Below are 13,292 nucleotides of genomic sequence, written 5' to 3'. Positions count from 1 at the left end.
GTCCGTGTCGTGCTGCGGGAAGAACCCGTCCGGTCGGACGGAGCTGGTGGGTGTCCCGGAAGGGGCGGCTCAAGGGCCAGGCCCCTTCCGGGAGTTCAGAGGTCGAAGCAGGGATCGAAGGGGGTGCTCGCGGACTCCGGGACGAGGCCGCGCGCGATGCGCCACTGGCGATGCTGCTCCGACTCGGCGACGGCCTGGCCGAGCGACTCCGCCTGACGTGCGCCCGCCAGTCCGGCCCCGAGGGCCCGCCCGGCCGCCTGGTAGCCGCCGAAGTGCGCCACCGGGCTCCAGGCCGGGCTGACAGGGGGAAGTTCCTCGTCGAGGCCCTCGTACTCGGCGGCGGCGTAGACGATCCGGCCGCCGGTGACCGTCAGCAGCGACTCGATGTGCGCGATGTCCGGCTCGGGCACGGTGAAGTAGTCCTCGGACAGCACCGCGAGGTCCCCATAGCACCCCGGGCGCAGTACGCCCTTGACCTGGTCCTCGCCGGTCAGTGCGGCGCCGGCGCGGGTGAACATCGCCAGCGCCGTCTGCCGGTCGACGCGGTTCGCCGGCGGGCGGAGGGTCAGATCGCCGACGGTGCGGCCGCTGACGAGCCAGTGCAAGGCGACCCAGGGGTTGTAGGTGGACACCCGGGTGGCGTCGGTGCCGGCGCCCACGGTCAGCCCGCGGTCCAGCATCGCCCGGACCGGCGGGGCGTCCGCGGCGGCGCCGGGGCCGTAGCGGCGTAGGAACGCCTCGCCCTGGAAGGACAGGCGGTTCTGTACGGACATGGCTCCGCCGAGGGCGGCGATGCGGTCGAGGCTGTCGGCGGAGACGGTCTCCGCGTGGTCGAACAGCCATCGGTTCCCGGCCGGGAAGAGCCCGTCCGCGGCGAGCTTCTCGAACACCGCGAGGTCACGGCGGATGGTTTCGTCGTAGGTGGCGTGCAGCCGGAATCCCCAGCCGTTCTCCATGAGCAGGCGCACCGCCTTCTCGAACTCCACCTCGTAGTCCGGGGCGTGTTCCGGCCGTGGCTGGGCGAAGTTCTCGAAATCGGCGGCCGCCCAGGTGAGATTCTCTCCCGCACCGTTGAGCCGTAGCCATTCGTCCCCGTCCTCGGGGCGGGCCATTTCGATCCAGCGGGCGAGATCGTCGATTTCCTGGCCGGCTGTCTGCGGGAACAGGTGATAGGCGATGCGCATCGACAGCTGTCCGGCCTTGGCCAGTTCGATGACGGTGGCGTAGTTGTCGGGGAAGTTCTGGAACCCGCCGGCGGCGTCGATCGCCGAGGTCAGTCCGAATCTGTTCAGTTCGCGCAGGAAATGCCGGGTCGAGATCTTCCTGTCCTCGCCCTCCAGCACCGGCGCCTTGGCGAGGGTCGAGTAGAGGATGAGGGCGCTGGGGGCGGCCAGCAGCATGCCCGTGGGTTCCCCGTCCCGGCCGCGCACGATCTGTCCGCCCTTGGGATCCGGCGTGTTTCTGTCGTAACCGGCGGCCTTGAGCGCCGCGCGGTTGAGTACCGCCGACTGGTACAGGTGCAGGACGAACACCGGGGTGTCCGGGGCGGCGGCGTTCAGTTCGGCGACGGTCGGCAGCCGGCGTTCGGCGAACTGCTCGGCCGACCAGCCCCCGACCACGCGTACCCACTGCCCCTTGGGGGTACGGGCGGCCTGCTCACGCAGCATCGCCAGGCCCTGACGCAGGCTGCGCACGCCGTCCCAGCGCAGTTCCAGGACGTAGTTGAGGCCGCCGCGGATCACGTGCAGGTGGGCATCGTTGAGGCCGGGGATCATCCGCCGGCCGAGGGCGTCGACCACCTTCGTCGCCGGACCGATGTGCGGGGCCACGTCCTTGTCGTCGCCGACGACCGTGATGACACCGCCCCGGACGGCGAGCGCCTGCGCATGCGGGCGGCTCGGGTCCCCGGTGTGGATCCTCGCATTGCGGACGACGAGCTCCGCGGCATCGTCGATGGCGTGCGGAACCAGCCCACCGACCGGCATTGTTGACATCTCTTGAAAACCCCCTCCGGGAAAAGTGACTTCGACTCAAGTCGTGGCCGGCAACGGCGGACGAGGGCGATCCGGTCTTGTGGTGAATGCCCGTCTGCTCGAATCGAACCGAGAGTGAATTCCACCGACTCTCGTCGTGCCCTGAGAACCAGGGCAGACCCTGTGTGTGAGGGGTCGCGGTTGCTTCGCCATTCACGGTAGGGGCGTTTATCTGCTCCCAGTGTTCTCCCAGTGCACTGGAATTTGCCTCAGCGGGCACCTGTGCATCCGTGCTCCGGATGACCTCGGATGGCCGGAGGCCGGCAGTGCCTCGCTCCGTGCGCTGCAGAGCACCACCGCATGCGTCCTGGCCCGTGCCTTAACGGCTGTGAGCCGTCGGTGCGCGCGATGACTCGATGCGAGCACCACCGCGTCGTCAAGGGGAATGCTGCCTGCCGCTGCACACGGGCCGGAAGTCCGGGAGAACGTACCCGCGCTTGCGCCTGGCCCCTGTCGCCAGTCGCGGGCCGCTCATCACCAGTCGCGGGCCGCCGCCCGGAGGCGCTCGCGTACGTGGATCACGTCCGGGTTGGCGTCGGAGCCGGGCCGTTGGACCAGGAAGAGGGTGTTGAGCGGTGGTTCCTCCGGATCGTGGAGGAGTGTGAGGCGGCCGGCGTCCAGGTACTCCTGGCACAGCGAGCGGGGGAGCACGCTGTAGCCGGCGCCCGCGTTGACCGCCGACAGGACGGCGTACAGGTTCGGCACGGTCACCGCGGCCCGCTCGGTGAGCTGTTTGCCGAACACGGTGCGCCAGTAGCGGCGGGCGATCGGCAGGTCTTCGGCGTAGGTGACCAGGGGGACGGTCCGCAGGGCGGCGCAGAGGTCGTCGGCCTCGGGGCGCTCGGCGATGCGCTCGCCCCAGGTGGGGTCCGCGACCAGCACGTATTCCTCGTCGGCCAGCGGCGTCGAGGGCAGCGCGCGACCACGGGGCCGCCGGGTGGCGATGACCAGGTCGTGCTGTCCGGCCCGCATCTCCTCCAGGAGGGGCTCGGTCACCCCCTGCGTGACGCGCAACTGCACGCCGTCGGCGACGAGGGGTGCCAGCGCGGGCAGCACCCGTACGCAGAGCAGCTCGGACGGGCCGGCGAGATGGACCGGCAAGGCGTGTCCCGCGAGCGTGCCCTTGCCGCCTTCGAGCGAGGTGAGCGCGTCCAGGGGGCCCGCGACCCGACCGGCCAGTTCATGGGCGGGCCGGGTGGGCTCCACGCCTCGCGGGAGCCGGGTGAACAGCTCGCGTCCCGTCTGCTGTTCCAGGGTGCGGATCTGGGCGGTCACCGTCGGCTGCGACAGCCCGAGCAGCGGGGCGGCGGCGGTGAACGATCCGGAGCGGTACACGGCCAGGAAGGTGCGCAGCAGGTTCAGGTCGGCGTGTGACGGAAGCCGCCGCCCGTCGCTCTCGGTTCCGTCGGCAGGGAGCGTCCGGTTCCTCATACCGGCCAGAGTAGCGCCGTACGGCATCGGAGTTCCGATATCAGAAATCGGTGCATCTATTGGTAGTCCGATGGCACGGGGGCCTACCGTCCAGAACGTCGCCGAGTGGCGGCAGCCGCCGCGAGCGGCAAGCATGCAGCCAAGGGCACCACGGGCAGTCCAGGGCGAAGATCCTGTTCCCGAGACCGGCGTGGTTCCGCTTGTCGACCCCGCCCGCCTCGCCGTGCGGGCCGACGGCGGCCCGGAGCGCGCCGGCCGGAACCCCGTCTCCTACGGCCCCGCCCGGCGCCGAGCCGCTCAAGAAGTTCGGCTGGCTCCCCGGTGCCCCGGAAAGGATCATGAGCATGACCGTGCAGAACGCGATCAACTGGCCCGAGCGCTACCTCCCGGGCACCGGCGACAACTTCGTGTCCAACGAGGTGATCGTCAAGGGCCTGACCGCCGCGCAGGTATGGCACTACCTGGTCGACACCTCCATCTGGGAGTCGTACTACGACAACGTCGCCGACATCTCCTTCCCGCAGGGCGATGGCCCCGAGCTGAAGGACGGCGTCGGCTTCAGCTTCGGCACCTTCGGCTTCCCGCCCCTGACCGCGCGGGTGGTGGAGTTCCAGGAGCCCGCCGATGGTGTGCCGGGGCGCCTGTCGTGGACGGCGAAGCAGGACGGCCTGCCGCAGGAGCGGCTGGACGTGCTGCACGCCTGGCTGGTGGAGGACCTGCCGGGCGGCCGGGTCCGGATCCTGACCCAGGAGACGCAGATCGGGCAGCCTGCCGCGGCCCTGGCCGACGAGCGCCCGAACCCCATGCTCAACGGCCACCAGGCGTGGCTGGACGGACTGGTCCGCGCCGCCGCCGGGCACTCGGACTGAGCGCCGTACCACCCCGGCCCACGACGAACAGGAAGAACAGGAAGCCGACGAAGATGACCGACAAGCGCACCGTGAGCGTCCTGGGCACCGGCATCATGGGTGCCGCGATGGCCCGTAACCTCGCCCGTGCCGGACACACCGTCCGGGCCTGGAACCGCAGCCGGGACAAGGCCGAACCGCTGGCCGCCGACGGTGCGCACATCGCCGGCACACCCGCCGAGGCGGTCCAGGGCGCCGACGTCGTCCTGACCATGCTGTACGACGGCCCCACCACCCTGGACGTGATGCGCCAGGCGGCGCCCGCACTGCGTCCCGGCGCGGCCTGGGCGCAGTCGACCACCGCGGGCGTCGAGGCGATAGGTGAGCTGGCCGCCTTCGCCCGCGAGCACGGCCTGCACTTCTACGACGCCCCCGTGCTGGGCACCCGCCAGCCCGCGGAGGCCGGTCAGCTGACCGTGCTGGCCGCCGGCCCGGCCGAGGCGCGGGACGTCGTGACGCCGGTCTTCGACGCCGTGGGTGCCCACACGGTGTGGACCGGTGAGGACGGTGCGGCCGGCAGCGCCACCCGGCTGAAGCTGGTGGCCAACAGCTGGGTCCTCGCGGCCACCGCCGCGGCCGGCGAGGTGCTGGCCCTGTCGAAGGCGCTGGGGGTGGCTCCGCAGAGCTTCTTCGATCTGATCGCGGGCGGCCCGCTGGACATGGGCTATCTGCGGGCCAAGGCCCAACTCGTGCTGGACGACCGGCTGTCCCCGCCCCAGTTCGCGGTGGCGACCGCCGCGAAGGACGCCCGGCTGATCGTCGAGGCCGGCGCGCGCGACGGAGTCCGGCTCGACGTGGCCGCCGCGAGCGCCGAACGCCTGGAACGCGCCGCCGCGCAGGGACACGCCGACGAGGACATGGCCGCCGCGTACTTCGCCAGTTTCGACGACAAGCCCACCGCCTGACACAACAAGGAGTCCCGATGTCCAAGCCACCGCTGCCCCCGGAGGCCGTCGCCCTGCTGCGACGCCCCAACCCCTGCGTCATGGCCACTCTGCGCGCCGACGGCGCGCCCGTGTCCACCCCCACCTGGTACCTGTGGGACGACGGCCGGGTGCTGATCAGCCTGGACGAGGGCCGGGTACGCCTGAAGCACCTGCGCCGCGACCCGCGCGTGACCCTCACCGTCCTGGCCGAGGACGACTGGTACACGCACGTCACGCTCATCGGCCGTGCCGCCGAGATGTACGGCGACGAAGGCCTGGCGGACATCGACCGCCTCGCCGCTCACTACATCGGCAAGTCCTACCCGGACCGGGTGCGGCCCCGCGTCAGCGCCTGGATCGAGGTCGAGCGCTGGCACGGCTGGGGCGCGATGAAGGACAGCGACCAGGCGTCCACATAAGCCGCAGCGGCGGAGCGGAGCGGCGGCCGAGTGCCGTCCAGAACGACGAACACCGGACCGGTGCGCAACCTCCTGGTGCCCTCGACGGTCACACCCGAGTGACCACGACCCAGATATTGCGCGGCCGCGGTGTCTCCGCCGCCCTTGACGCCGACGGCGTCCACCTCACCCGTTCCGGAGAACGCGTCGACATCCCGCTGGCGGCGGTCCGGGAGGCCCGTGCCGCCGGTGACAGGGCCGTCGAGATCGTGCTCACGGACGGTGTCGCGCACCGCGTGGAGGGCGGCAACCCGACCGCCAACGCCGCCTTCGCCGCTGCTTTGACCACCGCGCTGCCCGAGCGGCGCGACCCGGCCGGGAGCGCCCTGGTCACCGTCGTCGCCGAGCCGCGCCGCGGCATCGACTACCGCTGGCTGGCACTCTTCGCCTCCGGCCCGCTCGCGTTCGTCGCCTACGCCGTGTGGGTCGGCGTCACCCACGGCACGCGCGTCCTGGGGGTGGTCGTCGGGGCCGTACCGCTCGTGCTGGGCATCGCCTTCATCGGCACCGCCATACACGAGGTGTTCCGCCGTACGATCCTGCGGCGGCGGGGCATCACCGTCCTGGCCGAGGCGGTCGGCAGGTCCGGCAAGAAGCACACCGTGTACGAGTACACCGACACCGACGGCGCCGTGCGCCAGTACCGGTGCAAGCGCAACAAACCGCGGCTCCAGCTCGCTTACGACCCGCTCAAGCCCGAGCGGGCCGCCCACGCCATATGGCTGCCCGAACTCCTGTTCAGGCTCGTGGTGCTCGTCGGCGGCTCGGTCTTCTGGCTGTTCGTCGGGGTGACGATGGTCTTCGGTGTGCTCTGGGACTGACCGGACCCGCGTTCCGGCCGTGAAAATCCGTACTCACGTCTGACGACCGGAACACCAATGCAAGGATGGGGCGCCATGACAGCTGGGCGGTGTGTTCGCACGGTACGGGCCGCGGTGTTCGCGGCCGTCTGTGTGCTGCTCGCCGCCCTGGGTCACGTCATGATGTCCGGTTCGCATGTGCCCGGTCGGGTGCTGGCTGCGGGTCTGGCCATGACCGGTGCCGCCGGCTGGTGTCTGGCAGGCCGTGAACGCGGGCTGCCGCTGGTGGTGGCCGTCGTCGTCGCCGCTCAGACGGTGCTGCACTCGGCGTTCTCGCTCGCCCGGCCGACATCCGGGGGCATGACCTCCATGGGCATGGGCCACACGGGCCACCTGGACATGAGCCGCATGGATCACATGGACATGAGTCACATGGACATGGCTCACATGGATTACATGGGGCAGTCCATGGGCGGCTCGTCCATGGGCGGCGGCACGTCATCCTTCGGCATGCTCGCCGCCCACCTCCTCGCCGCGCTCCTGTGCGGGCTCTGGCTGGCGTACGGCGAGAAGGCCGCCTTCCGCATCCTGCGGGCCGTGGCCGGCCGGCTCGCGGCACCGCTGCGGCTGCTGCTCGCCCTGCCCGCCACCCCGGACCGCCCGCGCATCGGCGCACGCCGCCCCCGCTCGGACCGGGCGCCGCGACTGCTCCTTCTCGTCCACGCGATCACCTCTCGAGGGCCGCCCGTGGGGACCGCTGTCGGCTGACGACAGCTGGTATCCCGAGGCCGCCGTATGCGCCTCGGTCACGGCCGCGCGCCCGCGCAGGCGCCGTAGGCCGTCTCCCCGCTCACCGGACCGTCCGCGCCGTCGTATGCGCCGAGGTCCGGATCCGGGACGACCCGGACGAACCCGAGAAGGACACCAGGTGATCCCCTCCACCCTGCCCGTCGCGCACACCGAAGGCGACAAAGCGACATCGGCCGACGAGTCGACAACCGCGTGGGCGCTCGCCGCCCGCGGCGGTGACGCGCGGGCGGTCGAGCAGTTGGTGCGCGCGCTGCAGCGCGACGTCCTGCGGTACGTCGCCCATCTGTGCGCCGATCCGCAGGCGGTCGACGATCTGGCACAGGACACGTTCCTGCGGGCGCTGGGCAGTCTGCACCGCTTCGAGGGGCGCTCCTCGGCCCGGTCCTGGCTGCTGTCCATCGCCCGCCGGGCGGTGATCGACAGCTATCGGTACGCGGCCGCCCGGCCCCGGCTGTGCGACGTGGCGGACTGGCAGCTGGCGGTCGAACGCGCCCAGCCGCACGACCTGCCCGGCTTCGACGACGGAGTCGCTCTGCTGGACCTGCTGGCCCTGTTGCCGGTCGAGCGGCGGGAGGCGTTCGTCCTGACCCAGCTGCTCGGCCTGCCGTACGCGGACGCGGCCGCGCTGAGCGACTGCCCGGTCGGGACGGTCCGTTCCCGCGTCGCGCGGGCTCGGGCGACCCTGCTGGACCTGCTGGCCGAGGCGGCCTGAGTCCGGCGGAAGGCGAGGGCGCCCCGCTTGCTCCGCGGCGGCGCCCCGCTTACTCCGCGGCGGCGCCCTGCTCGCCCCCGGTGAGGTCGGGCAGCAGCCCGCACACCGCCTCGCGCTGGGCGGGGCCCATGACGCCGGCGAGGGCCTGGGTCACCGTTTCGGCGAGGGGGCCCGAGGCCTCCCGCAGCAGGCTCCGGGCCTTTTCGGTGAGGGTGACCTCGACGCCGCGCTTGTCGCCGCACACGGACTTGCGGGTGACGAGCCCGGAGTGCTGGAGGCAGGCGATCTGGTAGGTGAGCCGGGTCTTGGGGCGGCCCAGGAGCTCCGCGATCCGGGTCATCCGCACGCCCTCGCGGGGCTGCTCCGCGAGCAGGCACAGGACGAGGAACTCGTCGTGCGAGACGTCCAGCCGTTCCTTGACCACGGAGCGCAGCCGTTGTTCCACCGCCCCCGTCGCGGCGAGCAGGAGCATCCAGGCGCGCAGCTCGGCGGGGAGCAGCCCGGCGCCCTGCGCGGACGGACATTCGGGCAGGTCGGCGGGGTGCTCAGCGGGGTCTGCCATGGTCCAGAGTCTACCTGTTGTCCAAATTTGCACGACTAGGTTGTTCAATTTTGGATATCCGGCTACTGTGGCGCACCTCGAACATCCAAATTTGGACCACTTGGGAGAAGGATCATGACCGTCGCCGTGGAAACCGGACTCTGGCAGCTCGACCCGAGCGCCTCCACCGTCGCCCTCGGGCACCGGACGATGTGGGGCCTGGTCAACGTCAAGGGCACCTTCTCCGGCGTGTCCGGACGGGGCGAGGTCGCCGCCGACGGCACCGCCACCGGCACCCTCACCCTGGACGTCGCCTCCCTCGACACCAAGAACGCCAAGCGCGACACCCACCTGCGGTCCGCCGACCTCTTCGACGCCGACAACCACCCCGAGATCACCTTCGTGGCGCGCCGCGCCGAAGTGCGCGACGGCGGCACGGCGCAGGTCTCCGGTCAGCTGACCGTGCGCGGCGTCAGCCGGCCGCTGTCCTTCTCCGCGCGGCTGACCGGCGCGGACGCCGATGCGCTCACGCTGGACGCCGAGTTCACCGTGGACCGGGAGCAGTTCGGCATGGGCTGGAACCAGCTGGGCATGATCCGCGGCCTGACCACGGTCACCACCACGCTCCGCTTCACCCGCGCTTCGTGAGCCGCACGTCCGTGCTCGACAGCGTCTGCGGCGCGGGCGTGAAGGCACGCAGCCGGATCCGTACGCCGGCACGGGGGAGGACGAACCTGCCGGTCGGCGGGCGGAGTTCGTAGTCGGCCGTGGCGTGGGCGGGGAGCGTCGCCGGGCCGCGCACGATCGACCAGTACTTGTTCATGCCCTGGCCCGTGGTGAGGGTGAAGTGCGGCGTGAGCGCGCTGTCGTCCGTGTTGGTGACCCGCAGGCTCAGCAGGGACACGGCCGTCGTCGAGACCCGCCGCACCGCGGTGACCCGCATCCGCAGCGGCGGCGCCCCCGTGACCGCCCAGACCGCGCTCACCAGGGCCGGGGCGAGGACCAGCAGGACGACGGCGGCCCGGGCCGGCCGGCGGTGCGGACCGCGCAGCGGGCGGGGGCGCGGCTGCCACGCGTCGGCGAACTCCGCCGGGGGCGCGGTGACCGCGGCCGCCAGCCACAGCGGCGTCATCATCAGGTAGTAGCCGTCCTGGGAGCGCGTCGCCAGGTAGAACGCACACCAGGGCAGCACGGTCGCCGCGGGCCCGAGCCGCCGCACGAACAGCACGAACAGCGCGAGCAGCGCGGCGGCCAGCAGCAGGCTGGCGTGCCCGTACCAGTCGACCCGGTCGCTGCCGTCGGTCAGGTACAGCGACACGCCCACCAGCCCCTGGCCGTGCAGCACCGCGCCCTGGGTCAGGGGCAGCGCGATCCCGCCCAGCCAGGTGCCGGGCTCGTGCACGATGAAATACGTGTCGACCAGCAGCCATACGGCCGCGGCGACCCCGGCGACCCGCAGCAGCACGGCTGTCGCCGCCCGCCCGCCGAGCTCGCCGCGGCGCACCGCGTAGATCCCGGCCAGCAGGAACGGTGCCAGGAACCACGGGAGTTGCTGGGCCGCGCAGGCCGCCCCCAGGCACGTGGCCCGCGCGATCCCGGCCGCCCCGAGCCGGCCGCCCTGTCCGATCCGCGGCCAGCGCACCACCACCGGCACCAGCAGCGCCAGGGCCAGGATCGCCGGATAGCCGAGCCGGGCGTACGACGGCAGGAAGCCGAAGCCGAGGAACAGCATGGTCGCCGCCGACCGCCACGGCACCGGCAGCATCCGCCAGGTCGTCACCGCGGCGACGACGAGCGCGCCGGTGGTCATCGCCGTGGCGGGCGTGCCGGCGTGCCCCAGCCACAGCAGCGGCGTGGTCAGCAGCGGGGCCAGCGGCGGATAGCCGTAGGTGAAGTCGTAGCCGCCGGTCACCGTCGGTGTGACCGCGACGCCGTGGGTGAACAGCCAGGGCCAGGGCTGCCCGTAGACGGCGTGCCCCGCGACCAGTTCCCTGGCGGCCTGGGCGGTCAGGACCGCCTCGTCGCCGCCGTTGTGGGCCATGCTCCACGCGCACAGGGTGAGCGTCACCGCGGTCAGCAGCACGCACAGGTCCACGCGCGCCAGCGACCGGGTCCGGCGCACCACCAGGGCCAGCACCCCGCACACCAGGATCGAGGCGTAACACACCGAGATGACGGCGGCCACGGCGAGCCGGTGGCTCGCCGCCGTCGTCCACACCGAACGCGTTCCGATGAAGAGACTGACGTCGGCCAGGAGGGTGAGGACGCGGTGCCACTGCGCGGGCGGTTCCGGGGCGGCGGACACCGCCGACTGTGTCCGCCGGCCGGGTGTCACCAGCTGTGTTTCTGCCAAGTGCACGCCAGCGGACGGTAGTCGCTCCCGGTGAGCGGGGCGTCGCCGGACGTGAAGAGTCCGGTGTGAGGGCGGTAAGAGGCCGCGCAGGCGGGGAATCCGCCGGTCGCGCACCGTGTCGCTGTTGGGCCGTACGGGTGACTTGGCGTAAGAATTGGCTGGTGCAGGCAATGAACGCGAGTCAGATCGGGGGGAGCCGGTGAACCGTTACGACGCCACCGATGAACAGTGGGAGGGGCTCGCCCAGGTCGTTCCGCTGCGCGGCCGGGACGCCTGGCCGTCCGCGGTGGGCCACCGCTCGCTGCCGGACGCGGTGACGGAGACCCGTCGCCGGTTCGTCGTCCTACGGGTCAACGTCTTCGCCGACGCCCGCGAGGTCGCCGAGACGCTGATGGCGGGCATCCCGGTACTGCTCGACCTGACCGGCGCGGAGACCGAGGTCGCCAAGCGGGTGCTGGACTTCAGCACGGGCGTCGTCTTCGGACTGGCGAGCGGGATGCACCGGGTCGACCGGAACGTGTTCCTGCTGACACCGCCCGGGACCGAGGTGAGCGGGCTCATGGAGGGGGCCGGGGTTTCCGGCACCTGACGGCGGTCCCCCGATCGTAGGAAAAGCGTCCCGGGCGGAACGGTTCCCCTGATCCCGGAGCCCTACCGTCCGGATATGGCCCTGCCTTTCGTGCCCTCGGCACCTTCCGCGCCTGTCGCTGCCGCCGCCGTATCGTCTGCCGTACCTTCGGTGCCGTCCGCACCCTCGGTGACTTCAGTGCCGCCCCCGGCGCCGCCGAGGGACAGCCAGGCATTCACGGACCGGCCGCGCCTCACCGAGCTGCGGCTGTCCGCCTTCGCCGGGCACCGGCGCGCGGGGTTCCCGCTCGGACCGTTCACCCTCTTCGCCGGGCCCAGCGGCGGCGGCAAGTCGAGCGCGCTGCGCGCCTACGAGGCGCTCGCCCGGCTCGGCGGCGGCGCCGAGCTCGGCGAGGTGTTCGCCGACCCGGCCGCCTGCGTACCCGAACGGGCCCGGCCCGACGCCCAGCGCCGCCGCGGCTTCCGCATCGGCTGTACGGCGGACGGACCCGAGGGGCCGGTCCGGCTCGACGTCGCCGTCCAGGCCGAGCCCGAACTGCGCATCGTGGGGGAGCGGTTGACGGCCGGTGGACTGGTCCTGCTGGAGACCGCCCTGCGTGATCCCGGCCGGCGTGCGGTGCAGGCCGCCTGGTACACGGCCGGGTCGGCGCCGGTGACTCGCGCCCCGCTGCCGGACGACCGGCTCGGTACCGCGCTGCTGCCGCTGCGGGTGGCCGGCAAGACGGACGGACAGCGCCATGTGCTCGCCGCCGCCGAACAGATGGTGGTCGCGCTGCGCTCCGTCTTCCCCTGCGATCCCCGGCCGGAGCGGATGCGCGCCCCCGTCCCGCTCGGCTCCGGGCGGCTGCTCGGCGGCTGCGACAACCTCGCCGACGTACTGTGGCGCACCCGGGCCGAGTGCGCGCGGCGGCACGGGCAGTTCGTCGCGGCGGTCCGGGCCGGGTGCGCCGGACCCGTCGCCGACGTGCTCGCCGAACCGTTGCCCGGCGCAACGGTCCGCGCGCTGCTGGACCGGGGCGACGGCATCCGTACCGACTTCGGGCGGCTCGGCGACGGCGAGCTGCGCTACGTCGCCCTCGCGCTGGTGCTGCTCACCGGCCCCGGTGTCCTCGATGTCGACCCGGCCGGCGAGGTGCCCGCCGCCATGCAGACCCTCACGGTGCTCACCGACGGCCTCGACCGGGCCCTGGACGTACGGCAGCGCGCCGAACTGCTGCGGCTCGCGGCGCGGATGTGCGAGGGCGGCCACCTGCGCTGCGTCGGCGCGGTGAGTGACGCAGCGTGGGCCGCCGGGGCGGAGGGAGTGACGGTGGTACATCTGGACGCGTGACGAAAGAGCCCCAGCATCTGGACGTGGCCGAACTGCAGCGGCGCCTGGCCGAGTTCGCGGCGGCGCGCAACTGGCAGCCGTACCACACCCCGAAGAACCTCGTCGCCGCGCTCAGCGTGGAGGCCTCCGAACTGGTGGAGATCTTCCAGTGGCTGACGCCCGAGGAGTCGGCGCGCGTCATGGAGAACCCGGACACCGCGCACCGGGTGACGGACGAGGTCGCCGATGTGCTCGCGTATCTCCTGCAACTGTGCGAGGTGCTCGGGATCGACGCGCTGGCGGCACTGGACGCGAAGATCGACCGGAACGAGCGGAGGTTTCCGGCGCCGGGGGAGTCGTGAGGGCCCGGGCACTCAGGAGCCGATCGGTCCGCTTTCACTCTCCGGAGTTGTTTGCCCAGCC

14 protein-coding genes are annotated in these 13,292 nt (G+C 72.3%); 10 read left to right on the top strand and 4 right to left on the bottom strand.

Features of this window, described 5'->3' with window-relative positions:
- Positions 1 to 95 precede the first annotated feature (95 nt).
- Positions 96 to 1,994 carry an amidohydrolase gene (locus tag ACFY16_RS15125; RefSeq protein WP_390647556.1) on the bottom strand — a complete coding sequence of 633 codons (1,899 nt, stop codon included), beginning with the start codon at positions 1,992 to 1,994 and terminating at the stop codon, positions 96 to 98.
- A gap of 513 nt (positions 1,995 to 2,507) precedes the next feature.
- Positions 2,508 to 3,464 (bottom strand): LysR family transcriptional regulator, encoded by a 957-nt coding sequence (locus ACFY16_RS15120; protein WP_390647555.1) that lies wholly within the window; start codon positions 3,462 to 3,464, stop codon positions 2,508 to 2,510.
- A gap of 344 nt (positions 3,465 to 3,808) precedes the next feature.
- Here ACFY16_RS15120 and ACFY16_RS15115 point away from each other — a divergent pair, with 344 nt between their 5' ends.
- From ACFY16_RS15115 to ACFY16_RS15090, 6 genes are all read left to right on the top strand, one after another.
- Complete coding sequence (locus ACFY16_RS15115; RefSeq protein WP_390647554.1) at positions 3,809 to 4,333, top strand: SRPBCC domain-containing protein; 525 nt, start codon at positions 3,809 to 3,811, stop codon at positions 4,331 to 4,333.
- Entirely contained in the window at positions 4,288 to 5,277 is a 990-nt protein-coding gene (locus ACFY16_RS15110; RefSeq protein WP_390647553.1) for an NAD(P)-dependent oxidoreductase, read from the top strand. The genes ACFY16_RS15115 and ACFY16_RS15110 overlap by 46 nt, the downstream gene beginning before the upstream one ends.
- 17 nt (positions 5,278 to 5,294) lie before the next feature.
- The gene (locus ACFY16_RS15105) at positions 5,295 to 5,717 is read left to right on the top strand and encodes a PPOX class F420-dependent oxidoreductase (protein ID WP_390647552.1); all 423 of its coding nucleotides are present in this window, start codon (positions 5,295 to 5,297) and stop codon (positions 5,715 to 5,717) included.
- 98 nt (positions 5,718 to 5,815) lie between these two features.
- The gene (locus tag ACFY16_RS15100; RefSeq protein ID WP_390647551.1) at positions 5,816 to 6,577 is read left to right on the top strand and encodes a DUF3592 domain-containing protein; all 762 of its coding nucleotides are present in this window, start codon (positions 5,816 to 5,818) and stop codon (positions 6,575 to 6,577) included.
- 75 nt (positions 6,578 to 6,652) lie between these two features.
- Positions 6,653 to 7,324 (top strand): hypothetical protein, encoded by a 672-nt coding sequence (locus ACFY16_RS15095; RefSeq protein WP_390647550.1) that lies wholly within the window; start codon positions 6,653 to 6,655, stop codon positions 7,322 to 7,324.
- Between the two features lie 160 nt (positions 7,325 to 7,484).
- Positions 7,485 to 8,078 (top strand): sigma-70 family RNA polymerase sigma factor, encoded by a 594-nt coding sequence (locus ACFY16_RS15090; RefSeq protein ID WP_390647549.1) that lies wholly within the window; start codon positions 7,485 to 7,487, stop codon positions 8,076 to 8,078.
- Between the two features lie 49 nt (positions 8,079 to 8,127).
- Here the strand turns inward: ACFY16_RS15090 and ACFY16_RS15085 are convergent, their stop codons facing one another.
- Positions 8,128 to 8,640 (bottom strand): MarR family winged helix-turn-helix transcriptional regulator, encoded by a 513-nt coding sequence (locus ACFY16_RS15085; protein WP_390647548.1) that lies wholly within the window; start codon positions 8,638 to 8,640, stop codon positions 8,128 to 8,130.
- A 114-nt stretch (positions 8,641 to 8,754) separates the two neighbouring features.
- On the opposite strand from ACFY16_RS15085, the gene ACFY16_RS15080 reads away from it, so the two are divergent.
- A complete protein-coding gene (locus ACFY16_RS15080) occupies positions 8,755 to 9,267 on the top strand; it encodes a YceI family protein (RefSeq protein ID WP_390647547.1) in 513 nt (170 codons plus the stop codon).
- Here the strand turns inward: ACFY16_RS15080 and ACFY16_RS15075 are convergent.
- Positions 9,251 to 10,978: a hypothetical protein gene (locus ACFY16_RS15075; protein WP_390647546.1), complete on the bottom strand. Its 1,728-nt coding sequence runs from the start codon at positions 10,976 to 10,978 to the stop codon at positions 9,251 to 9,253. The two genes, ACFY16_RS15080 and ACFY16_RS15075, sit on opposite strands and share 17 nt — an antisense overlap.
- Positions 10,979 to 11,171: 193 nt before the next feature.
- On the opposite strand from ACFY16_RS15075, the gene ACFY16_RS15070 reads away from it, so the two are divergent.
- The 3 genes from ACFY16_RS15070 to ACFY16_RS15060 all read left to right on the top strand — a co-directional run bounded on the left by ACFY16_RS15070 (position 11,172) and on the right by ACFY16_RS15060 (position 13,231).
- Positions 11,172 to 11,561 carry a cell division protein SepF gene (locus ACFY16_RS15070; RefSeq protein ID WP_390647545.1) on the top strand — a complete coding sequence of 130 codons (390 nt, stop codon included), beginning with the start codon at positions 11,172 to 11,174 and terminating at the stop codon, positions 11,559 to 11,561.
- Between the two features lie 75 nt (positions 11,562 to 11,636).
- On the top strand, positions 11,637 to 12,890 hold the full coding sequence (locus ACFY16_RS15065; protein WP_390647544.1) for an ATP-binding protein: 1,254 nt from the start codon (positions 11,637 to 11,639) through the stop codon (positions 12,888 to 12,890).
- Positions 12,887 to 13,231, top strand: a complete 345-nt coding sequence (locus ACFY16_RS15060; RefSeq protein WP_390647543.1) for a nucleotide pyrophosphohydrolase — start codon at positions 12,887 to 12,889, stop codon at positions 13,229 to 13,231. Before ACFY16_RS15065 ends, ACFY16_RS15060 begins: the two co-directional genes overlap by 4 nt.
- The last annotated feature ends 61 nt before the right edge of the window (positions 13,232 to 13,292 follow it).

Origin of the sequence: Streptomyces sp. NPDC001315, from assembly GCF_042896175.1 — a bacterium.
GTDB lineage: Bacteria > Actinomycetota > Actinomycetes > Streptomycetales > Streptomycetaceae > Streptomyces.
This window is presented reverse-complemented; position numbering and strand designations above follow the sequence as displayed.